The sequence below is a fragment of the Streptomyces sp. NPDC059785 genome (genome assembly GCF_042732375.1).
GTDB lineage: Bacteria > Actinomycetota > Actinomycetes > Streptomycetales > Streptomycetaceae > Streptomyces.
On the sequence record NZ_JBHWHV010000042.1, the window covers coordinates 40,059 to 60,806 of the forward strand.

General features: G+C 72.2%; 22 protein-coding genes. 16 read left to right on the forward strand and 6 right to left on the reverse strand.

Annotation, left to right across the window (positions count from 1 at the left end; genetic code table 11):
- Positions 1–146: 146 nt before the first annotated feature.
- Together ACFV6E_RS28135 and ACFV6E_RS28140 are read right to left on the reverse strand one after the other, a co-directional pair.
- Positions 147–272 (reverse strand): LPFR motif small protein, encoded by a 126-nt coding sequence (locus tag ACFV6E_RS28135; protein ID WP_385169122.1) that lies wholly within the window; start codon positions 270–272, stop codon positions 147–149.
- A 212-nt stretch (positions 273–484) separates the two neighbouring features.
- Positions 485–1,351, reverse strand: coding sequence for a hypothetical protein (locus ACFV6E_RS28140; RefSeq protein ID WP_385465378.1), 867 nt, complete (start codon positions 1,349–1,351; stop codon positions 485–487).
- 270 nt (positions 1,352–1,621) lie between these two features.
- Here ACFV6E_RS28140 and ACFV6E_RS28145 point away from each other — a divergent pair, with 270 nt between their 5' ends.
- Together ACFV6E_RS28145 and ACFV6E_RS28150 are read left to right on the forward strand one after the other, a co-directional pair.
- Positions 1,622–2,575, forward strand: a complete 954-nt coding sequence (locus ACFV6E_RS28145; protein WP_385465381.1) for a GlxA family transcriptional regulator — start codon at positions 1,622–1,624, stop codon at positions 2,573–2,575.
- A gap of 18 nt (positions 2,576–2,593) precedes the next feature.
- Complete coding sequence (locus ACFV6E_RS28150; protein WP_385169130.1) at positions 2,594–3,229, forward strand: DJ-1/PfpI family protein; 636 nt, start codon at positions 2,594–2,596, stop codon at positions 3,227–3,229.
- 7 nt (positions 3,230–3,236) lie between these two features.
- On the opposite strand, the gene ACFV6E_RS28155 is transcribed toward ACFV6E_RS28150, so the two are convergent.
- Entirely contained in the window at positions 3,237–3,980 is a 744-nt protein-coding gene (locus ACFV6E_RS28155) for an enoyl-CoA hydratase/isomerase family protein (RefSeq protein ID WP_385169133.1), read from the reverse strand.
- A gap of 66 nt (positions 3,981–4,046) precedes the next feature.
- Here ACFV6E_RS28155 and ACFV6E_RS28160 point away from each other — a divergent pair, with 66 nt between their 5' ends.
- Positions 4,047–4,622 carry an HdeD family acid-resistance protein gene (locus tag ACFV6E_RS28160; protein WP_385465384.1) on the forward strand — a complete coding sequence of 192 codons (576 nt, stop codon included), beginning with the start codon at positions 4,047–4,049 and terminating at the stop codon, positions 4,620–4,622.
- Positions 4,623–4,822: 200 nt separating this feature from the next.
- Complete coding sequence (locus ACFV6E_RS28165; RefSeq protein ID WP_385169199.1) at positions 4,823–5,326, forward strand: ATP-binding protein; 504 nt, start codon at positions 4,823–4,825, stop codon at positions 5,324–5,326.
- A gap of 6 nt (positions 5,327–5,332) precedes the next feature.
- Here the strand turns inward: ACFV6E_RS28165 and idi are convergent, their stop codons facing one another.
- The 3 genes from idi to galE form a co-directional block, all read right to left on the reverse strand.
- Positions 5,333–5,926: an isopentenyl-diphosphate Delta-isomerase gene (gene idi / locus ACFV6E_RS28170; protein WP_385169139.1), complete on the reverse strand. Its 594-nt coding sequence runs from the start codon at positions 5,924–5,926 to the stop codon at positions 5,333–5,335.
- 221 nt (positions 5,927–6,147) lie between these two features.
- Complete coding sequence (locus tag ACFV6E_RS28175; RefSeq protein ID WP_385169141.1) at positions 6,148–7,086, reverse strand: cation diffusion facilitator family transporter; 939 nt, start codon at positions 7,084–7,086, stop codon at positions 6,148–6,150.
- A gap of 134 nt (positions 7,087–7,220) precedes the next feature.
- Positions 7,221–8,201 carry a UDP-glucose 4-epimerase GalE gene (galE, locus tag ACFV6E_RS28180; protein WP_385169144.1) on the reverse strand — a complete coding sequence of 327 codons (981 nt, stop codon included), beginning with the start codon at positions 8,199–8,201 and terminating at the stop codon, positions 7,221–7,223.
- A gap of 388 nt (positions 8,202–8,589) precedes the next feature.
- On the opposite strand from galE, the gene ACFV6E_RS28185 reads away from it, so the two are divergent.
- From ACFV6E_RS28185 to ACFV6E_RS28240, 12 genes are all read left to right on the forward strand, one after another.
- Positions 8,590–10,422, forward strand: a complete 1,833-nt coding sequence (locus tag ACFV6E_RS28185; RefSeq protein ID WP_385465435.1) for a DUF5941 domain-containing protein — start codon at positions 8,590–8,592, stop codon at positions 10,420–10,422.
- Positions 10,419–11,171, forward strand: a complete 753-nt coding sequence (locus ACFV6E_RS28190; RefSeq protein WP_385169147.1) for a sugar phosphate nucleotidyltransferase — start codon at positions 10,419–10,421, stop codon at positions 11,169–11,171. Before ACFV6E_RS28185 ends, ACFV6E_RS28190 begins: the two co-directional genes overlap by 4 nt.
- Positions 11,159–12,220 (forward strand): iron-containing alcohol dehydrogenase family protein, encoded by a 1,062-nt coding sequence (locus ACFV6E_RS28195; protein ID WP_385169150.1) that lies wholly within the window; start codon positions 11,159–11,161, stop codon positions 12,218–12,220. Before ACFV6E_RS28190 ends, ACFV6E_RS28195 begins: the two co-directional genes overlap by 13 nt.
- A complete protein-coding gene (locus ACFV6E_RS28200) occupies positions 12,198–12,977 on the forward strand; it encodes a CDP-alcohol phosphatidyltransferase family protein (RefSeq protein WP_385465387.1) in 780 nt (259 codons plus the stop codon). The genes ACFV6E_RS28195 and ACFV6E_RS28200 overlap by 23 nt, the downstream gene beginning before the upstream one ends.
- On the forward strand, positions 12,974–13,858 hold the full coding sequence (locus ACFV6E_RS28205) for a glycosyltransferase family 2 protein (RefSeq protein WP_385465390.1): 885 nt from the start codon (positions 12,974–12,976) through the stop codon (positions 13,856–13,858). Before ACFV6E_RS28200 ends, ACFV6E_RS28205 begins: the two co-directional genes overlap by 4 nt.
- Positions 13,859–13,957: 99 nt before the next feature.
- Positions 13,958–14,887, forward strand: coding sequence for an ABC transporter permease (locus ACFV6E_RS28210; protein WP_385465393.1), 930 nt, complete (start codon positions 13,958–13,960; stop codon positions 14,885–14,887).
- The gene (locus ACFV6E_RS28215; RefSeq protein WP_385169160.1) at positions 14,880–15,659 is read left to right on the forward strand and encodes an ABC transporter ATP-binding protein; all 780 of its coding nucleotides are present in this window, start codon (positions 14,880–14,882) and stop codon (positions 15,657–15,659) included. Before ACFV6E_RS28210 ends, ACFV6E_RS28215 begins: the two co-directional genes overlap by 8 nt.
- 447 nt (positions 15,660–16,106) lie before the next feature.
- A complete protein-coding gene (hpnC, locus tag ACFV6E_RS28220) occupies positions 16,107–17,009 on the forward strand; it encodes a squalene synthase HpnC (RefSeq protein ID WP_385169163.1) in 903 nt (300 codons plus the stop codon).
- Entirely contained in the window at positions 17,006–17,956 is a 951-nt protein-coding gene (gene hpnD / locus ACFV6E_RS28225) for a presqualene diphosphate synthase HpnD (RefSeq protein ID WP_385169166.1), read from the forward strand. The genes hpnC and hpnD overlap by 4 nt, the downstream gene beginning before the upstream one ends.
- Complete coding sequence (locus ACFV6E_RS28230) at positions 17,956–18,096, forward strand: DUF6380 family protein (protein ID WP_385465396.1); 141 nt, start codon at positions 17,956–17,958, stop codon at positions 18,094–18,096. Before hpnD ends, ACFV6E_RS28230 begins: the two co-directional genes overlap by 1 nt.
- Positions 18,093–19,523 (forward strand): hydroxysqualene dehydroxylase HpnE, encoded by a 1,431-nt coding sequence (gene hpnE / locus ACFV6E_RS28235; RefSeq protein ID WP_385465399.1) that lies wholly within the window; start codon positions 18,093–18,095, stop codon positions 19,521–19,523. Before ACFV6E_RS28230 ends, hpnE begins: the two co-directional genes overlap by 4 nt.
- Positions 19,520–20,656: a polyprenyl synthetase family protein gene (locus tag ACFV6E_RS28240; RefSeq protein ID WP_385169176.1), complete on the forward strand. Its 1,137-nt coding sequence runs from the start codon at positions 19,520–19,522 to the stop codon at positions 20,654–20,656. Before hpnE ends, ACFV6E_RS28240 begins: the two co-directional genes overlap by 4 nt.
- Positions 20,657–20,748 lie beyond the last annotated feature (92 nt).

A 20,748-nucleotide genomic window follows, 5' to 3' on the forward strand; every position in this document is an offset into this window, starting at 1 on the left:
CGATCCCGTACCGCCTTCTCCACTGAGGTTGCGCGGCAATTGTGGCAGGTGGCGCCGACAGCGGGGGATCAGGGCGGGGCCGGAACACGCCGGGAGCCGGACGCGATGTCGCGTCCGGCTCCCCGGTCGGGGCGGGTCCGGGTCCGTCAGGCCCTGCGCGTCGAGTGCGAGGCGCCGCCGAACAGCCGGGCCAGCGCCCGGAACGGAAGCGTCACCACGGTGGCGATCGCGCCGCCGATCTGCCGCAACACGTCTGCGATGGCTCGGAACACGTGCTTCCCCTTTCGTCCCACCGGCACGAGGTCGACTGCGTGGTGCGAGGTGCGGTTCACGCGGTGCCGGTTGACATACGGGTACCTCTGTGTTGCCGCCTTAATCCCGCGGGTCTCCCGCGTCCCCGCCGCCCGTCCCGCGGAGCCGCGGCGCAGACGGCACTCGGTCCCTGCCGGCGCTCGGCCCTCGCGGGTCTCACTCCATGCCGGTCTCACTCCTTGCCGATCATGTCCTCCGGGAAGGCGCCGTTGCCGAGAGCGGTGAAGAGCAGGCCCTTGGCGATCTCCGTGAGCCGCTCGACACCGGCCGCGCCCAGATGCGTGTACGGGGCCAGGTCGATCCGGTCCGTCTCCGCCTCGATCTGCCGGCGCAGCGCCACCCCGGCCTCGGTCAGCTCGCCCGCCTCGTCCAGCAGTCCGCGCTCGCGCAGCCGGGCCTGGGCCGCCGTCCAGTCCTCGCGCGACCAGCCCCGGGTGCCGAGCGCCCACTTCGGAGCCATGCCCTTGCCGGTCGCGGTGTGCGTGACCAGCGCCTCCACCGGGTCGAGCCCCGCGGCGAGCAGCACCGCGAGGTGGCCGTCGCCCCGGTGCTCGCGCAGCAGTGTGGCCGCGTGCCAGAGCGCGAGGTGCGGCTCGTCGGGCACCGGCAGGTCCGCGTGGGCGGCGTACAGCGGCCGGGCGGTCCTGGCGCAGGCCTCGGTCGCCCGCAGCGCGAGCCCGGCCGCCTCGGCCGTCTCCTCCGCGGCGATCAGCTCCTCGCCGAGCAGCCGCCGCAGCGTCGCGTCGGCCGCCCGCAGCCGGGCGGCGAGCACGGTCTCCGGGGACGCGGTCCGCCACACCTCCGGCACGTGCTTGGCGACGAGGTCGTGGCTGAAGTTGTAGAAGGTCGCCGTCACGGTGCCGGGACCCACCGCGCCCAGGGCCGCGGACCGCGCGGCGAAGTAGGCGCCCCTGTTGTCGTCGATCCCGACACCCGCCAGCTCGCGTGCCAGGTCCGGCGAGAAGTAGAGCGTCGAGTGCAGCGGGTTGAGCACGTTGTGGCAGCGCCGCCCGGCGCGCTCCGGCAGTGGAGAGGTCATGACACGCACATTACCGACTGGTCAGTACGCGCGAAACCGCGACGCCGGTGATGGCAGGAATGCGGTGCCGGTGCCGGCGGGAAAGGGCCGCCGGTCATGGCGGGAAGGGGACGCCGTGATGGCGGGAAGGGGACGCCGGTCATGGCGGGAAGGGGACGCCGCGACGGCGGGAAGGGGGCGCCGTGACGGCAGGGAAGGATCGCCCCGATGGCAGTAAAGGTGGGGTTCTCGTCATTGCGGTCATGACCGGCTCCCGCGAAGAATCGACCCATGCGAACCGTGCTGGTCGTCCTCTTCGACCACGTCCAGAGCCTGGACGTCACCGGCCCCGTGGAGGTCTTCACCGGGGCCGAGGCGTACCGCGGCGGCACCTACCGGGTCCGTACGGCCTCCCCGGACGGCGCGCCCGTCCGTACCTCCAGCGGCCTGCTCCTCACCCCGGACCACGCGCTCGCCGACGCCCCGGCCGCGCACACTCTGCTCGTCCCGGGCGGCCAGGGCACCCGGCACCCCGACGAGCGGATCACCGACTGGCTGCGCACCCGCGGACCGCGCGCCGAGCGGCTGGTCTCGGTCTGCACCGGCGCGGTCCTGCTGGCGGCGGCCGGTCTCCTCGACGGCCGCCGCGCGACCACCCACTGGGCCTACTGCGACAGACTGGCCCGCGACCACCCGGCCGTCGAGGTCGACCCCGACCCCATCTACGTGCGCGACGGATCCGTGTCGACCTCGGCGGGGGTCACCGCGGGCATCGACCTCGCCCTCGCCCTGGTGGAGGAGGACCTCGGCCGCGAGGCCGCGCTGACCGTCGCCCGCCATCTGGTCGTCTTCCTGCGGCGGCCGGGCAACCAGGCGCAGTTCAGCGCCCAGCTCGCCGTGCAGACCGCCCGGCGCGAGCCGCTGCGCGAGGTCCAGCAGTTCATCACCGAGCATCCCGAGGGCGACCTGAGCGTCGAAGCGCTCGCCGCCCGCGCCCGGCTCTCGCCCCGGCACTTCGCCCGCGCCTTCCAGACCGAGACCGGGGTGACGCCGGGCCGCTATGTCGAGCGGGTCCGCGTCGAACACGCCCGCCGGCTCCTGGAGGACACCACCGAAGGCGTCGAGGAGGTCGCCCGCGCCAGCGGCTACGGCACCCCGGAGGCGATGCGCCGCGCCTTCGTCAGAACGCTGGGCACGTCCCCGGCCGAGTACCGCCGCCGCTTCCGCCCCGCCCCCGTCCACTGAAAACCGAAGGGACCTCTCATGCAGCTCGCCATCGTCCTGTACGACCGTTTCACCGCCCTCGACGCCGTGGGCCCGTACGAGACCCTCGGCCGCCTGCCCGACACGGAGACCGTCTTCGTCGCCGAGCAGGCCGGACCGGTCCGCAACGAGTCGGGCGACCTGGCGCTCGTCGCCGACCGGAGCCTGGCCGAGGTCCCGCACCCGGACATCGTGGTCGTCCCGGGCGGGCCCGGCACCTGGGAGCAGGCGGAGAACGAGACGCTGCTGCGCTGGCTGCGCGCCGCCGACGCCACCAGCACCTGGACGACGTCCGTGTGCACCGGCTCCCTGCTGCTCGCCGCCGCGGGCCTGCTGAAGGGCCGCCGGGCCACCTCGCACTGGCTGGCCCTGGACTTCCTCGGGCACTACGGCGCCGAGCAGACCGGCGAGCGGGTCGTGACCGACGGCAAGTACGTCACCGCCGCGGGCGTCTCCTCCGGTATCGACATGGGCCTGACCCTGATCGGCCGGATCGCGGGCGACGAACACGCCCAGGCCGTACAGCTGATGACGGAGTACGACCCGCAGCCGCCCTACGACGCCGGGTCGCCGGAGAAGGCGCCGGCGCACCTGGTGGAGGAGTTCCGGACGAACAGCCGCTTCAGCCTGACCTGACGGCGGCTCAGCCGGTCCAGGTGAACCGGGGCGGCCGGCGCTCCAGGAACGCGGCGACGCCCTCCGCGGCGTCGCCGCTGCCGCGCGCCTGCCCGCTCCAGTACGCGTCCCGGTCCGTGCGCCCGTCGGCGAACTCCTTGGCCGCCGCCTGGGTCAGCCGGGACCGGGCGGTCAGCAGCCGGGTGAACTCGGCGACCCGCTTGTCCAGCTGCCCCGCGGGCAGCACCTCGTCGACCAGACCGGTCCGCAGCGCCCGCTCCGTACCGATCAACTCGCCCGAGAACAGCAGGTACTTGGCGGTCGCGGGCCCCGTCAGGGACACCAGCCGCCGGGTGGCGGACGCCGGATAGACGATCCCGAGCTTGGCGGGCGTCACCCCGAACAGCGCACCCTCCTCGGCGAACCGCAGATCGCAGGCGGCCGCGAGCTGGCAGCCGCCGCCCACGCAGTGGCCGCGCACGGCCGCGAGCGTCGGCCGGGGAAAGGCGGCGAGCGCGTCCTCGGCCCGCGCCGCGAGACCCTGCGCCTCGGCCGGCTCCTGGCGCAGCGCAGAGATGTCCGCCCCGGCGCAGAAGGTGTCGCCCTCGCCGGTCAGCACCAGGGCGCGTACGGCGGTGTCGGCGGCCAGTGCGTCGAGCAGCGGCGGCAGCGCCCGCCACATCCCGGCCGTCATGGCGTTGCGCTTGGCCGGATGGTGGACGACGACGGTGGCGACGCCGTCGGCGACGTCGTGCAGCAGCTGCGGCTCCATACGCCGGATGCTATCCACCCACCGCGACCTTACGATCGGTGAGGGGGCACACGCGAGGAGGCGCTGATGCCCAGGACCGGCAAGAACACCACCGAGGGCGACCCCGCCAGGCTCCGCAGGGGCTTCGGACTGCTCGCCGGGCTCGGCGTCCTGCTGGTGCTGGCCGGACTGCTCGGGCTGATCTACACCGGCGTCGCCACGCTGACGTCGATGCTCCTGTTCGGCTGGCTGCTGCTGATCGGCGGGGTTGTCGGCCTGCTGCACGCGGTCCAGGCGCGCGGCACCGGCTTCTTCTGGGCCGGCGCCGTGGTGGCCGCCCTGAACATCGCGGCCGGCGTCGTCATCATCCGGATGCCGGAGGCGGCCGCCCAGGCGCTGACCATGTTCGCGGCCCTGCTCTTCCTGACCGGCGGGGTGTTCCGGCTGGCCGGCGGCCTGGTGGCGCGCGGCCCGCAGTTCGGCTGGACACTCGTCCAGGGCGCCTTCGACCTGCTCCTGGGCATCCTGGTGCTCGCCTCCTGGCCGAGCGGCAGCAAGTACGTCATCGGTACGTTCTTCTCGCTCGCGCTGCTCTTCGACGGCCTCGGCCTGATCGCGACCGGTTACGGCGGACGCCGGATCGTCGGTATGGTCCGCGCCTGACCGTACAACCCGTACAACCCGAAAAGTTAACGAAGTCGGCATCGCGGAGACAGGTCTTGTCTCTCTGTCGACTTGGCTGTTCGTGGACGGTCAGAAGTCGTCGATACCTGCTGACTTGTGTTCAGTCCTTCGGTCCGGACCAGCGCGTTACCAACACTCGACGTGTGGTGACAATCGAGCGCAAGGGTGGAGACCGGACGATGGAGAACGGCGGGCGGGGGTCCCACTCACGCCCCGAAGGCGGCGGGGAACGGCCCCCCGACCGGAGACGGCCGGGCCCGCTGCCGTACGAGGGGGTCTGGCGGTTCACCGCGCCCGCCGTCGAATCCTCCGTACCGCAGGCGCGTCACGCCGTCCGGGACCTGCTGCTCCGCCAAGGGGTGCCCGCCTCGGACGACCTGGTGCACGGACTGCTGCTGATCATTTCCGAGCTGGTCACCAACGCGGTCCTGCACGCGGCGCTGCTCTCCCCGACGCTCGCCGTCGAGGTGGCCGTGGGCGCCGAATGGGTGCGGGTCTCCGTCGAGGACAACCACCCCTACCGCCCGACCGCCCTGGAGGCCGACCAGCAGCAGACCGGCGGACGCGGTCTGCTGCTGGTGCGGGAGATCGCCAAGGAGGCGGGCGGTGCCTGCGACGTCGAGCACACCGCGAGCGGCGGCAAGGTCATCTGGGCCGCGCTGCCGCTCAAACCGGCGGCCTGAGCGGGCTCACCAGCCGGCGGACGGCCCGGTCAGCTCCCTGACCGCCGGACGCGCCGCGTCCAGGACGGTCATGAACCACGAGGAGAAGGGGTCACGCGCATGCCGCTCCGTCAGCTCCCCGGCGGACACGAACGCGGTGGCGCCGATCTCTTCCGGGTCGGGCCGCAGCGGCGTCTGGACGAGACCGACGAACAAATGGTTGTACTCCTGCTCCACCAGGCCCGAGTCCGGGTCCGGATGGTTGTAGCGCACCGTGCCGGCCTCCGCGAGCAGCGACGGGGACACCCCCAGCTCCTCGTAGGTGCGCCGGGCGGCGGCCGCGAAGGGGGCCTCGCCCGGGTAGGGGTGCCCGCAGCAGGTGTTCGACCAGACGCCGGGGGAGTGGTACTTGCCCAGTGCGCGCTGCTGGAGCAGCAGCCGCCCCTGCTCGTCGAAGAGGAACACCGAGAACGCCCGGTGCAACTGGCCGGGAGGCTGATGCGCGGCGAGCTTCTCGGCCGTGCCGATCGTCGTGCCGTCCTCGTCGACCAGTTCGAGCAGAATCGCTTCAGTGGTGCCGTTCGACGAACTGTGCGCCGTGGTGGCAGGTGTGGTCGGCATACGCATCCTTCGCATCGGTCTTCGGGCACCAAGTCTGCCGTACGAAACCGGCACTCCGGGCACCCATGGTGTCCCGCATGTTCCGCTCCGCCCCCAGGTGAGGGCGCGGCGGCCGGCCCGCGGCAACGGCCGGTCACTTGATCATTTCCCGGTGCCGGCGGCCAGGAACCGCCCCGGACGCGGGCCGACATCAGTGCGAACCGGTACGAAGGGTGCCGTTGCTAGTGACAGAGCCCCGCCTCGTGCTCCGCGTGGCCGCTCGGTTCGAGCTGGAAGGTGCAGTGCTCGACGTCGAAGTGGTGGCCCAGGCAGCTCTGGAGCTCGTGCAGCATCTTCTCGTTGCCGATGGCGTTGAGGGTGTCCGTGCCGACCACCACGTGCGCGGACAGCACCGGCAGCCCCGAGGTGATGGTCCAGGCGTGCAGGTCGTGGACGTCCTGCACACCGGGCAGCGCCAGCAGGTGCGAGCGCACCTCCGCCATGTCGACCCCCTGGGGCGCCGCCTCGAGCAGCACGTCGAGGGTCTCGCGCAGCAGCTTCACGGTCCTCGGGACGATCATCAGGCCGATGGCGAGCGAGGCGATCGGGTCGGCGGCCTGCCAGCCGGTCGTCAGCACGACCGCCGCCGAGAGCAGCACCGCGACCGAGCCCAGCGCGTCCGCGGCGACCTCCAGGAACGCGCCGCGCACGTTCAGGCTGTCCCGCTGGCCGCGCACCAGCAACGTGAGCGAGATCATGTTCGCGACCAGGCCGATCAGACCGAACACGATGGTCAGCCCGCCCTCGGTGGCGGTGGGCGTCACGAAGCGCTGCACCGCCTCGTACACCACGTAGCCGCCGACACCGAGCAGCAGCAGACAGTTGAGCAGCGCGGCTAGGATCTCGGCGCGGGCGTAGCCGAAGGTGCGGTTCACGCTCGGCGGCAGGTTCGCGAAGTGGATCGCGAGCAGCGCCATGCCCAGGCCCAGCGCGTCCGTCGCCATGTGCGCCGCGTCCGCGATCAGCGCGAGCGAATCGGCGAGGACGCCGCCGACGATCTCGGTCACCATGACGGCGAGGGTGATCGACAGCGCGACCCGCAGCCGTCCGCGGTACGCCGCCGCGGCCGTGCCGGTGGGAGGCGCGCCGTGCGCGTGCCCGTGATCGTGCCCAGCCCCCATTGCAAGCGCCTCCTGTGCTCTGCCCGGGATCACAGTCAACTACGGGCGGCGCCCTTACGGCAACGCGGCACTGAACACCGTTGTCAACTGCTCTGACCTGCGGAAACGCTCCGCAGGTCAGAGACGTGACCCGGTCAGTCCGCCGGATTCGCGGGGCGGTGGAGCTGCCAGCCGCGCCAGGCGGATTCCACCATTTCGCGTACACCGAGCCGCGCGGTCCAGCCGAGCTCCGCGGCGGCCAGCCCGGCCGAGGCGACCGCGCGGGGGGCGTCGCCGGGGCGGCGCGGCTCGACGACCGCGGGCCGGTGGTCGCCGCTGACCTCGCCGATGAGGGTGACCAGCTCGCGCACCGAAACCCCCTCGCCGCGGCCGATGTTGACCGTGAGGTCGCCCTCCGCGCCGTCCGCCAGCCGCCGCGCCGCGGCCAGATGGGCGTCCGCGAGGTCGGCGACATGGATGTAGTCGCGCACGCAGGTGCCGTCCGGCGTCGGGTAGTCGTCGCCGAAGATCCGCGGCGCCTCGCCGCGGGTGAGCCGGTCGAAGACCATCGGGATCACGTTGAAGACCCCGGTGTCGGCCAGCTCCGGGGCGGCGGCGCCCGCCACGTTGAAGTAGCGCAGACAGACGGTGGCGATGCCGTGGGCCCGGCCCGCCGCCCGCACCAGCCACTCACCGGCGAGCTTCGTCTCGCCGTACGGGCTCATCGGGGCGCAGGGCGTGGCCTCCGTGATGAGGTCCGTGTCCGGATTGCCGTACACGGCGGCCGAGGAGGAGAAGACGAAGCGCCTCACGCCCGCCCCGGCGACGGCCTCGAGGAGGGTGGCGAGACCGCCCACGTTCTCCTGGTAGTAGCGCGTCGGCTCGGCGACGGACTCGCCGACCTGCTTGCGGGCGGCGAGGTGCACCACCCCGGTCACGGCGTGCTCGGCGAGGACCCGCTTGAGCAGTTCGCCGTCCAGCGCCGAACCCTGCACCAGCGGAATGCCCTCCGGGAGCCGCCCCGGCACCCCGGCCGAGAGGTCGTCGAGCACGACCACGCGCTCCCCGGCCTCGGCCATCGCCCGGGCCACGTGCGCCCCGATGTATCCAGCTCCGCCTGTGATCAGCCATGTCATGGGCGCCCACCCTATGCCGGACCTGTGGTCACCGCCCGCGCCGCCTCGTCCGTCCCGTCCCCGCTCGTCCCTGTTGAGCCCCCTGTCCCGGCTGCGGTGATGCGCTCCGGTGCGCTCCCATCCGCGCCGGTGCGCCACCGGGCGCGCCTGTTGCCGTGAATGCGCCGGTCTGGGACCGCGGTTTGTGACACGGGCCCCGCATCACCGATGATGATCGCGGCGGAGACGGCCCTTCAGAAGGGGTTGAGCGGGCCGTGAACGGCCGGTGAACACCTGCTTCCCGACATCCGATAACCTCTGCCGACATGCCGCCCGCCGCCGCAGGCGCGGGCCCACCCCACCACGCACATGCCGGCGCGGACGCGCCGGACCCAGGGAGTGAGTTCGTCTGTCGACCGCCATCCTCACCGGTCAGCCGGTCCCCGGATCGTCGCTCGAGGGCGATCTGCGGCTCCTCGGCTTCGACGTGCGGGTCGCCTCGGACGCCGGTGACGCCGAGACGCTCCTCGCCGCGGTGCCGGCGGGCCGGCGGGTCGCCATCGTCGACGCCCGCTTCGTGGGCCACCCGCACGCGCTGCGCCTCGGCCTCACCGACCCGCGCTTCCCGGTCGCCGCGATCCCCGGAGCCGTCACCGCCCAGGCCGGCGCCCGGCAGGAGCTGACCCGCGCGGTCGCCCGCGAGCGCCTGGCCGCGAGCGGCGGCTGTCCCGGGTTCACCCCCGGGGAGCAGAACGGCGCCTCCGCCACCCTCGTCGACAGCCTCGCCGACCGCGTCGCGGCCGTGCTCGACGCCGACGGCGTCGCCGTGCACCGGCCCGAGCTCGGCACCCTCGTCGCCGCCGTCCCCGCCGACCCGCAGGCCCGCAACGAGGCACGGCAGGCGGTCTCGGCCGTGGACGACGAGGCCGTACGCCTGCGCACCGCGGTGAAGTCCCGCGACGGCTTCTTCACCACCCACTGCATCAGCCCGTACTCGCGCTACCTCGCCCGCTGGTGCGCCCGCCGCGGTCTGACCCCGAACCAGGTCACCACCGCCTCGCTGCTCACCGCGCTGATCGCGGCGGGCTGCGCGGCCACCGGCACCCGGGCCGGCTTCGTCGCCGCGGGCCTGCTGCTGCTCTTCTCCTTCGTCCTGGACTGCACGGACGGACAGCTCGCCCGCTATTCGCTCCAGTACTCCACGCTCGGCGCCTGGCTCGACGCGACCTTCGACCGCGCCAAGGAGTACGCCTACTACGCGGGTCTCGCCCTCGGCGCGGCCCGCGGCGGCGACGACGTGTGGGCCCTCGCCCTCGGCGCGATGGTCCTCCAGACCTGCCGGCATGTCGTGGACTTCTCCTTCAACGAGGCGAACCACGACGCCACGGCCAATACGAGTCCCACCGCCGCCCTGTCGGACAAGCTCGACAGCGTCGGCTGGACCGTCTGGCTGCGCCGCATGATCGTGCTGCCCATCGGCGAACGCTGGGCGATGATCGCGGTCCTCACGGCCCTGACCACGCCCCGCATCACGTTCTACGCGCTGCTCATCGGCTGCGCCTTCGCCGCGACGTACACCACGGCGGGCCGCGTGCTGCGGTCCCTGACCCGCAAGGCACAGCGCACTCCGCGGGCCGCACGGGCCCTCGCCGACCTGGCCGACTCCGGCTGGCTCGCCGGGAGCTTGGCCCGCAAGCGGCGCGGCGGCGGCTACGGAGCACCCGCGCTCGCCGCTCTCGGCGCCGCCCTGCTCGTGCTCGGCGCCGTGCTCGGGGGCTACGGCTCCTGGATCGTCTTCGGCGCCGCCTGCCTCTACGCCCTGCTGTCCGCCGTCGCCGTCTCCGGGCCGCTCACCGGCCCGCTGGACTGGCTGGTGCCGCCGGTCCTGCGGGCCGCCGAATACGGCACGGTGCTGCTGCTGGCGGCGAAAGCGGATGTGAACGGAGCGCTTCCGGCGGCTTTCGGGCTGGTGGCCGCGGTCGCCTACCATCACTACGACACGGTGTACCGCATCCGCGGCGACGCCGGCGCGCCGCCGCACTGGCTGGTGCGGGCGATCGGCGGCCACGAGGGCAGGACCCTGCTGGTCACGGCCCTGGCCGCACTGCTCGCCGCCACAGATTTCACCGTCGCGCTCACGGTCCTCGCCGTGCTCGTGGCACTCGTGGTGCTCTTCGAGAGCATCCGCTTCTGGGTCTCAGCAGGAGCACCCGCCGTACACGATGAAGGAGAACCCGCATGATCGGCCTCGTCCTGGCCGCCGGCGCCGGCCGGCGTCTGCGTCCCTACACCGAAACGCTGCCCAAGGCGCTGGTGCCCGTGGTGGGCGAGGGAACCGAAAACGAGCTCTCCGTCCTCGACCTCACGCTGAAGAACTTCGCCGAGATCGGTCTGACCGAGGTCGCGATCATCGTGGGCTACCGCAAGGAGGCCGTGTACGAGCGCCGCGAGGCCTTCGAGCAGAAGTACGGCGTCAAGATCACGCTGATCGACAACGACAAGGCCGAGGAGTGGAACAACGCCTACTCCCTCTGGTGCGGCCGTGACGCCATCAAGCACTCGGTGATCCTCGCCAACGGCGACACCGTGCACCCGGTCTCCGTCGAGCAGACCCTGCTCGCCGCCCGCGGCGACGGCAAGAAGATCATCCTCGCCCTTGACACGGTCAAGTCCCTGGCCGACGAGGAGATGAAGGTCGTCGTCGGCCCCGAGGGGGGCATGACGAAGATCACCAAGCTGATGGACCCGGCCGAGGCCACCGGTGAGTACATCGGTGTCACGCTCATCGAGGGCGAGGCCGCCGACGAGCTCGCCGACGCGCTGAAGACGGTCTTCGAGACGGACCCGCAGCAGTTCTACGAGCACGGCTACCAGGAGCTCGTCAACCGCGGTTTCCGCATCGACGTCGCGCCCATCGGTGACGTCAAGTGGGTCGAGATCGACAACCACGACGACCTCGCCAAGGGACGTGAGATCGCGTGCCAGTACTGACGAGGCTCATCCCCTCGCCGGTCGTCGTCGACATCCGTCCGGGCGCCCTGGACGATCTGGCGGGTGTCCTCGCCGACCAGCGGATCTCGCACTCCGGCAAGCTCGCCGTCGCGATCAGCGGCGGCTCCGGGGCGAAGCTGCGCGAGCGGCTCGCCCCGGCGCTGCCCGGCGCCTCCTGGTACGAGGTCGGCGGCGGCACCCTGGACGACGCGATCAAGCTCGCGGACGCCATGAAGTCCGGGCGCTACGACGCGGTCGTGGGCCTGGGCGGCGGCAAGATCATCGACTGTGCGAAGTTCGCCGCGGCGCGCATCGGCCTTCCGCTGGTCGCCGTCGCCACGAACCTCTCGCACGACGGTCTGTGCTCGCCGGTGGCGACCCTCGACAACGACGCGGGCCGCGGCTCCTACGGTGTGCCGAACCCGATCGCCGTCGTCATCGACCTCGACGTGATCCGTGAGGCCCCGGTCCGCTTCGTGCGCTCCGGCATCGGTGACGCCCTGTCCAACATCTCCGCGGTCGCGGACTGGGAGCTCGCCAACCGCGAGAAGGGCGAGCAGATAGACGGTCTCGCGGCCGCGATGGCGCGCCAGGCGGGCGAGGCCGTACTGCGGCACCCGGGCGGCGTCGGCGACGACGGCTTCCTCCAGGTGCTCGCCGAGGGCCTGGTGCTCACCGGTATCTCGATGTCCGTCGCGGGCGACTCCCGCCCGGCCTCCGGCGCCTGCCACGAGATCAACCACGCCTTCGACCTGCTCTTCCCCAAGCGCGCGGCCAGCCACGGCGAGCAGTGCGGCATGGGCGCGGCCTTCGCGATGTATCTGCGCGGCGCCCGCGAGGAGTCGGCGAACATGGCCGACGTGCTGCACCGGCACGGACTGCCCGTACTGCCGGAGGAGATCGGCTTCACCCCGGACGAGTTCGTCCAGGTCGTGGAGTTCGCCCCGCAGACGCGGCCGGGCCGCTACACGATCCTCGAACACCTCGACCTGTCCACCGACCAGATCAGGGACGCATACGCCGACTATGCAAAAGCCATCGGTAGCTGAGCTCCGCCCGGTCGTCCACCCCGCCGGGGTGAAGGACCGGCGGAGCGGTGAGCACTGGGGCGGCCGGCTCTACATGCGCGAGATCTCGCTGCGTGTCGACCGGCACCTGGTGAACACCCGGGTCACGCCCAACCAGCTGACCTACCTGATGACCGTCTGCGGCGTGCTCGCCGCACCGGCCCTGCTGATACCCGGCATCCCCGGTGCCGTGCTCGGCGTGGTGGCGGTCCAGCTCTATCTGCTCCTCGACTGCGTCGACGGCGAGATCGCCCGCTGGCGCAAGCAGTACTCGCTCGCCGGGGTCTACCTGGACCGGGTCGGCGCGTACCTCACCGACGCCGCCGTGCTCGTCGGCTTCGGACTGCGCGCCGCCGACCTGTTCGGCACCGGCCGGATCGACTGGCTGTGGGCGTTCCTCGGCACCCTCGCCGCCCTCGGCGCCATCCTGATCAAGGCCGAGACCGACCTCGTCGGCGTCGCGCGGCACCAGACCGGCAAGGAGCCGGTCAAGGAGTCGGCGTCCGCGCCGCGCTCCTCCGGTCTGGCGCTGGCCCGCCGGGCCGCCTCGGCCCTCCAGTTCCACCGCCTGGTCCTCGGGATCGAGGCGTCCCTGCTGATCCTGGTCCTGGCGATCGTGGACACGGTCAGGGACGACCTGTTCTTCTCGCGGCTCGGCGTCGCGGTGCTGGCCGGCATCGCACTGCTCCAGACCCTGCTGCACCTGGTGTCCATCCTCGCCTCGAGCAGGCTGAAGTGAGCACCGTGACGAAGGTCGGCGCGGTCGTCATCACGATGGGCAACCGCCCCGACGAACTCCGCGCCCTCCTCGACTCGGTCGCCAAGCAGGACGGCGACCCGGTCGAGGTGGTCGTGGTCGGCAACGGCTCGCCCGTCCCGGACGTCCCCGAGGGCGTCCGTACGATCGAACTCCCCGAGAATCTCGGCATCCCCGGCGGCCGCAACGTCGGCATCGAGGCGTTCGGCCCCGGCGGCACCGGCGTGGACGTCCTGCTCTTCCTGGACGACGACGGCCTGCTCGCCCGGCACGACACCGCCGAGCTGTGCCGCCGGGCGTTCGAGTCGGACCCGGAGCTCGGCATCATCAGCTTCCGGATCGCCGACCCGGAGACCGGCGAGACCCAGCGGCGGCACGTGCCCCGGCTGCGGGCCGCCGACCCGATGCGCAGCTCGCGCGTCACCACCTTCCTCGGCGGCGCCAACGCCGTCCGCACCGCGGTCCTCGCCGAGGTCGGCGGGCTGCCGGACGAGTTCTTCTACGCCCACGAGGAGACCGACCTCGCGTGGCGGGCCCTCGACGCCGGCTGGATGATCGACTACCGGTCGGACATGGTGCTGTACCACCCCACCACCGCCCCCTCGCGGCACGCGGTCTACCACCGCATGGTGGCGCGCAACCGCGTCTGGCTGGCCCGGCGGAACCTGCCCGCCCTCCTCGTCCCCGTCTACCTCGGCGTCTGGCTCCTCCTCACGCTCCTCCGCCGCCCCTCGGGCCCGGCCCTGAAGGCATGGTTCGGCGGTTTCCGGGAGGGCTGGACCAGCCCCTGCGGGCCCCGGCGCCCGATGAAGTGGCGTACGGTGTGGCGCCTGACGCGACTGGGCCGACCTCCCGTCATCTGACAAGCTCGATATCTGAGAGCATTCGGCCGTACCCCGGTCCCTGGCTTGACGACCGGGCCCGATCAGGCTGCGTACTTTTGAGGACGAAAGTTTCCACTTGTGAGTGAGACAACGCATGACGGCGGAGTCGCGGTGAGCGACCGACCGTCGCCCGACGACGGGCTGAGCGCGGGCGAGCTGGCCGCCAAGTACGGGCTCGCGGTGAGCGGCGCCCGGCCCGGGCTCGCCGAGTACGTCCGGCAGCTCTGGGGGCGCCGTCACTTCATCCTCGCCTTCTCGCAGGCGAAGCTCACCGCCCAGTACAGCCAGGCCAAGCTCGGCCAGCTGTGGCAGGTGGCGACCCCGCTGCTGAACGCGCTCGTGTACTTCCTGATCTTCGGCCTGATCCTGAAGGCGAACCGCGGCATGAACCGCGAGATCTACATCCCGTTCCTGGTGACCGGTGTCTTCGTCTTCACCTTCACCCAGAGTTCGGTGATGGCCGGGGTCCGGGCGATCTCCGGCAACCTCGGCCTGGTCCGGGCGCTGCACTTCCCGCGCGCCGCGCTGCCCGTCTCGTTCTCCTTGCAGCAGCTCCAGCAGCTGCTGTTCTCGATGATCGTGCTGTTCCTGGTGGCGATCGGGTTCGGCAGCTACCCGGGTCTGTCCTGGCTGCTGATCGTGCCGGTCCTCGCGCTCCAGTTCCTCTTCAACACCGGCCTCGCGATGATCATGGCCCGGCTGGGTGCCAAGACGCCGGACCTCGCCCAGCTGATGCCGTTCGTGATGCGGACCTGGATGTACGCGTCCGGTGTCATGTTCTCCATCCCGATCATGCTGGAGGACAAGCCGGCCTGGATCGCCGACATCCTCCAGTGGAACCCGGCCGCGATCTACATGGACCTGATGCGCTTCGCGCTCATCGACGGGTACGGCTCCGGGAACCTGCCGCCGCACGTCTGGGCGGTCGCCGGCGGCTGGGCCGTGCTCGTGGCGGTCGGCGGTTTCGTGTACTTCTGGAAGGCGGAAGAGAGGTACGGCCGTGGCTGAGCAGCGGACCGACTCCCACGTCCCGACCGTCATCGCGGACGAGCTGCACATCGTCTACCGCGTGAACGGCGCCAAGACCGGCAAGGGCAGCGCGACCGCGGCGCTGAGCCGCATCTTCAAGCGCGGCGAGGAGCGGGGCGTGCGCAAGGTGCACGCCGTCAAGGGCGTCTCCTTCACCGCCTACCGCGGCGAGGCGATCGGCCTGATCGGCTCCAACGGCTCCGGCAAGTCCACCCTGCTGCGGGCCATCGCCGGACTGCTGCCCGCCGAGAAGGGCAAGGTCTACACCGACGGCCAGCCCTCGCTGCTCGGCGTGAACGCGGCCCTGATGAACGACCTGACCGGCGAGCGGAACGTCATCCTGGGCGGCCTCGCGATGGGCATGTCCCGGGAGCAGATCCGCGAGCGCTACCAGGACATCGTCGACTTCTCGGGCATCAACGAGAAGGGCGACTTCATCACCCTGCCGATGCGGACGTACTCCTCCGGCATGGCGGCCCGGCTGCGGTTCTCCATCGCGGCGGCCAAGGACCACGACGTGCTGATGATCGACGAGGCGCTCGCGACCGGCGACCGCAAGTTCCAGAAGCGCTCCGAGGCCCGCATCCGCGAGCTGCGCAAGGAGGCCGGGACGGTGTTCCTGGTCAGCCACAACAACAAGTCGATCCGTGACACCTGTGACCGGGTGCTGTGGCTGGAGCGCGGCGAGCTGCGCATGGACGGCCCCACCGAAGAGGTGCTCAAGGAGTACGAGAAGTTCACGGGCAAGTAGTCCCGTCCGGCTTCCCTCGCGCACACGGTCGCGTACCCGAAGAACCCCGCCGGGAGTAGTCCCGCGGGGTTCTTCCGCGCAACCGGAAGGACCCCGGTGGTGTCCTGTCGGGCAGGGGCGCGCCGAAATAGGTGCACTATGCAAAGAGAATCCCAACTTCCGCTCCGCACAGGAATCTTGAGGCCAATCGGTGTGTTCTTGTGATGCGCGGGACACCCCGGCGCGGGGCGTCGCGTTGTACAACGTAAGCTGTACCGGTCTCGATTCGCGGCAAGTAGGGCCATACCGCGCGACACCCGGCACCGGCGGACCGCGCGTCCGCCGGGTAGCGTGTCCGAAATGGGATGATTTGGGTCGGCAGTGTAGAACGGGAGATGTGACGGCAATGGCTACGGAAACTCTCGGGCTCCGCGCAGCATGTGCCGTCCCCGCGCCGGGCGGCCGGCGGTGACTGAAGCCGGGACGGCGCGCGCCGGCGATCCGGAGCGCGGCACGCTCGACAAGGCCGCCCACGAGAACTTCCCGGTGGCACCGTTCTTCCTGCCCAGGGCCTGGCGCGACGACCTCATGGCCGTGTACGGCTTCGCCCGTCTGGTCGACGACATCGGGGACGGCGATCTGGCCCCCGGCGGCGCCGACGCCCGGCTGCTCGGCGTGGACCCCGGGGACGCCGGCGACCGGCTGCTGCTCCTCGACGCCTTCGAGGCCGACCTCCACCGGGTCTTCGACGCCACCCCGCGCCACCCGCTGCTGCGCAGGCTCCAGCCCACCGTCCGCCGGTCCGGACTCACCCCCGAGCCCTTCCTCGGGCTGATCGCGGCCAACCGCCAGGACCAGCTCGTGGGGCGCTACGAGACCTACGACGACCTGCTCGCCTACTGCGAGCTGTCCGCCAACCCGGTCGGCCGTCTGGTCCTGGCCGTCACCGGTACCTCGACCCCCGAGCGCGTCCGCCGCTCCGACGCCGTGTGCACGGCGCTCCAGATCGTCGAGCACCTCCAGGACGTGGCGGAGGACCTCGCGCGCGACCGCGTGTACCTGCCCGCCGAGGACATGAAGCGGTTCCGTGTGCAGGAGGCGGACCTCGCCACAGCCACCGCGGGCGCATCGGTGCGCGCGCTCGTCGCGTACGAAGCGGAACGCGCCTCGCTTCTCCTGAATGAAGGCGCCCCCCTCGTGGGTAGCGTGCACGGCAGACTGCGGCTGCTGCTCGCGGGGTTCGTGGCGGGGGGACGAGCGGCGATCGACTCGATCGCCGCCGCCCATTTCGACGTACTTCCCGGCCCGCCCAAGCCCGGCAGGCTCAGGCTGCTGCGCGCGGTGGCGGCGACTCTGCGAGGAGAGGGGTGATCCGGAGCGTGGAGTCCGAACAGCAGGCGTCCGCACCGGTACTCGCCGCTTACAGCTACTGCGAGACGGTGACCGGCCAACAGGCCCGCAACTTCGCTTACGGCATCAGACTTCTGCCGACGCCCAAGCGCCGCGCGATGTCGGCCCTCTACGCGTTCTCCCGGCGCGTCGACGACATCGGTGACGGCGCGCTGGCGCCGGAGATCAAGACGAGCCGGCTCGAGGACACCCGGGCGCTGCTGGCCCGGGTGCGCGAGGGCGCGGTGGACGAGGACGACACCGATCCGGTGGCCGTCGCGCTCAGCCACGCCGCCCGGCACTTCCCGATCCCGCTGGGCGGTCTGGACGAGCTCATCGACGGCGTCCTGATGGATGTGCGCGGCGAGACCTACGAGACCTGGGACGACCTGAAGGTGTACTGCCGGTGCGTGGCCGGCGCGATCGGGCGGCTCTCGCTCGGCGTCTTCGGGACCGAACCGGGCGCGCCCGGCGCCGAGCGCGCCCCCGAGTACGCCGACACCCTCGGGCTCGCGCTGCAACTCACCAACATCCTGCGGGACGTGCGCGAGGACGCCGAGGGCGGGCGGACCTATCTGCCCGCCGACGACCTCGCCAAATTCGGCTGCTCGGGCGGGTTCGCCGGGCCGAATCCACCCGCCGGTTCGGACTTCGCGGGCCTCGTGCACTTCGAAGTGCGTCGGGCCCGCACCCTTTTCGCCGAGGGCTACCGGCTCCTGCCGATGCTGGACCGGCGCAGCGGCGCCTGTGTCGCCGCCATGGCCGGGATCTACCGCCGGCTGCTCGACCGCATCGAGCGCGAGCCGGAGGCCGTACTGCGCGGCCGCGTCTCCCTGCCCGGCCGCGAGAAGGCGTACGTCGCCGTCCGCGGGCTGTCCGGGCTCGACGCGCGGCACGTCTCCCGCCGGACCGTCCGGAGGCGTGTCTGATGGACCGTCTGGGCCGGGGTGACTCCGTACCCGGAAAACGGCAGGCAACCCTCCGGAGTCGAGGGGCGTCCCTGACTGCAACGACCGGCCGTGCACCGTTCAAGCACCGCGGTCCGGCCGTGGAGGAGGGGTCGCGATGACGGAGGGGACGCAGGCCGCGGGACCGGGCGCGAACACCCCCGGCCGCCCCGGGCGGCCGACCGCCGTCGTGGTCGGCGGCGGGCTCGCCGGCATCACCGCCGCGCTCGCGCTGGCCGACGCCGGAGTACGGGTGACCCTCCTGGAGGGCCGGCCGCGGCTCGGCGGACTCGCCTTCTCCTTCCGGCGCGGCGCGCTGACCGTCGACAACGGCCAGCACGTCTATCTGCGCTGCTGCACCGCCTACCGCTGGTTCCTCGACCGCATCGAAGGAGCAGCCCTCGCGCCGTTGCAGGATCGTCTCGACGTGCCCGTTCTCGACGCGGCGGGACACGAGGGCAGGCGGCTCGGCAGGATCGGGCGCACCGCCCTGCCCGTACCGCTGCATCTGGCGAAGAGCCTCGCCACCTACCCGCATCTCTCGCTCGCCGAACGCGCCAGGGTCGGCCGCGCCGCACTGGCGCTCAAGAGCCTGGACCTCGCCGATCCGGCCCTGGACGCAGAGGACTTCGGCGGCTGGCTCGCCCGGCACGGTCAGTCGGAGCGGGCGATCGAGGCACTGTGGGACCTGGTGGGGGTCGCCACCCTCAACGCGGTGGCGGGCGACGCTTCGCTCGCCCTCGCCGCGATGGTGTTCAAGACCGGTCTGCTGTCCGACCAGGGCGCCGCCGACATCGGCTGGGCGCGCGTCCCGCTGGGCGAACTGCACGACCGGCTGGCCCGCAAGGCGCTCGACTCCGCGGGCGTGCGTACCGAACTGCGAACACGCGTCACCTCCGTCTCCCCCTACGAGAACGGGCGTTGGAGCGTGTCGGTTCCCGGCGAGCGGATCGACGCGGACACCGTCGTGCTCGCCGTACCGCAGCGCGAGACGCACGACCTGCTGCCCGCGGGCGCGCTCGACGCCCCCGGACGGCTCCTGGAGATCGGCACCGCCCCCATCCTGAACGTGCACGTCGTCTACGACCGCACGGTGCTGCGCCGGCCGTTCTTCGCGGCGATCGGCTCCCCGGTGCAGTGGGTCTTCGACCGCACCGAGGCCTCCGGGCTCACCGACGGCCAGTACCTGGCCCTGTCCCAGTCCGCCGCCCAGGACGAGATCGACGCACCCGTCGCCGAGCTGCGCGAGCGCTACCTGCCCGAACTCCGGCGGCTGCTGCCCGGCACCCGCGGCGCCGAGGTGCGCGACTTCTTCGTGACCCGGGAGCGCACGGCCACGTTCGCCCCCACCCCCGGTGTCGGACGGCTCAGGCCCGGCGCCCGCACCCGGGCCCCCGGCCTCTGGCTGGCCGGTTCGTGGACCGCCACCGGGTGGCCCGCGACCATGGAGGGCGCCGTCCGCAGCGGTGTCAGTGCGGCGCGCGCCGCACTGGACACCCTGGGCCGCCCCCGCGACCACCTCCTCGGACTCTTCGAGGAGGCCGCATGACGCTGAACCTGCACGGCACCGGCCCCCACATTCCCGGTACCGAAACAAGAGGAGTAACTGTGCCCACTGTGCCCCCGGCCGATCCGGCCGCCCGGAGGTCAGCGGTGGACGTGACCGCGCTGCTGGAGCGCGGCCGGACCCTGGCCACCCCGGTGCTGCGCGCGGCCGTCGACCGGCTGGCGCCCCCCATGGACACCGTCGCCGCCTACCACTTCGGGTGGATCGACGCCGCGGGCAACCCCGCCGACGGCGACGGCGGCAAGGCCGTACGCCCCGCCCTCGCCGTCCTGTCCGCCCAGGCGGCGGGCGCCGCGCCCGAGGTGGGGGTCCCCGGCGCGGTGGCGGTCGAGCTGGTGCACAACTTCTCGCTGCTGCACGACGACCTGATGGACGGCGACGAACAGCGCCGCCACCGCGACACCGTCTGGAAGGTGCACGGCCCCGCCCAGGCCATCCTGGTCGGCGACGCCCTGTTCGCGCTGGCCAACGAGATCCTGCTGGAACTCGGCACCGCCGAGGCCGGGCGCGCCACCCGGCGGCTGACCACCGCCACCCGCGCCCTCATCGACGGCCAGGCCCAGGACATCTCCTACGAGCACCGCGAGCGGGTCACCGTCGAGGAGTGCCTGGAGATGGAGGGCAACAAGACGGGCGCCCTGCTCGCCTGCGCCTGCTCCATCGGCGCGGTCCTCGGCGGCGCGGACGACCGCACGGCCGACACCCTGGAGAAGTACGGCTACCACCTCGGCCTGGCCTTCCAGGCCGTCGACGACCTCCTCGGCATCTGGGGCGACCCGGAGTCCACCGGCAAGCAGACCTGGAGCGATCTGCGCCAGCGCAAGAAGTCCCTGCCGGTGGTGGCGGCGCTCGCGGCGGGCGGCCCCGCCTCCGAGCGGCTCGGGGAACTGCTCGCGGCCGACGCCAAGAGCAGCGACTTCGAGAACTTCTCCGAGGAGGAGTTCGCCGGCCGCGCGGCCCTCATCGAGGAGGCGGGCGGCCGCGAGTGGACCGCCGGGGAGGCCCGCCGCCAGCACACGATCGCCATCGAGGCCCTGGACACGGTCGACATGCCGGACCAGGTGCGGGACCAGCTCGTGGCGCTCGCCGATTTCGTCGTCGTACGGAAGAGATGATCACTATCGGTCGAATACACCTCGCGTAGTCGCCGGCCGGTGCCTTCCTCCAGCTCTCCTCCAGCGTGAGCGGCGGGGAGCGGCAGCCAAGA

Bases quoted from the DNA above. Each gene is read 5' to 3' on its own strand.
- ACFV6E_RS28160 (WP_385465384.1), top strand. From the start codon at position 4,047: ATGCCCAGGACCGGCAAGAACACCACCGAGGGCGACCCCGCCAGGCTC.
- ACFV6E_RS28200 (WP_385465387.1), top strand. From the start codon at position 12,198: ATGCAAAAGCCATCGGTAGCTGAGCTCCGCCCGGTCGTCCACCCCGCC.
- ACFV6E_RS28190 (WP_385169147.1), top strand. From the start codon at position 10,419: ATGATCGGCCTCGTCCTGGCCGCCGGCGCCGGCCGGCGTCTGCGTCCC.
- ACFV6E_RS28175 (WP_385169141.1), bottom strand. From the start codon at position 7,086: ATGGGGGCTGGGCACGATCACGGGCACGCGCACGGCGCGCCTCCCACC.
- ACFV6E_RS28145 (WP_385465381.1), top strand. From the start codon at position 1,622: ATGCGAACCGTGCTGGTCGTCCTCTTCGACCACGTCCAGAGCCTGGAC.
- ACFV6E_RS28165 (WP_385169199.1), top strand. From the start codon at position 4,823: ATGGAGAACGGCGGGCGGGGGTCCCACTCACGCCCCGAAGGCGGCGGG.
- ACFV6E_RS28155 (WP_385169133.1), bottom strand. From the start codon at position 3,980: ATGGAGCCGCAGCTGCTGCACGACGTCGCCGACGGCGTCGCCACCGTC.
- ACFV6E_RS28140 (WP_385465378.1), bottom strand. From the start codon at position 1,351: ATGACCTCTCCACTGCCGGAGCGCGCCGGGCGGCGCTGCCACAACGTG.
- ACFV6E_RS28240 (WP_385169176.1), top strand. From the start codon at position 19,520: ATGACGCTGAACCTGCACGGCACCGGCCCCCACATTCCCGGTACCGAA.
- ACFV6E_RS28150 (WP_385169130.1), top strand. From the start codon at position 2,594: ATGCAGCTCGCCATCGTCCTGTACGACCGTTTCACCGCCCTCGACGCC.
- idi (WP_385169139.1), bottom strand. From the start codon at position 5,926: ATGCCGACCACACCTGCCACCACGGCGCACAGTTCGTCGAACGGCACC.
- hpnE (WP_385465399.1), top strand. From the start codon at position 18,093: ATGACGGAGGGGACGCAGGCCGCGGGACCGGGCGCGAACACCCCCGGC.
- ACFV6E_RS28230 (WP_385465396.1), top strand. From the start codon at position 17,956: ATGGACCGTCTGGGCCGGGGTGACTCCGTACCCGGAAAACGGCAGGCA.
- galE (WP_385169144.1), bottom strand. From the start codon at position 8,201: ATGACATGGCTGATCACAGGCGGAGCTGGATACATCGGGGCGCACGTG.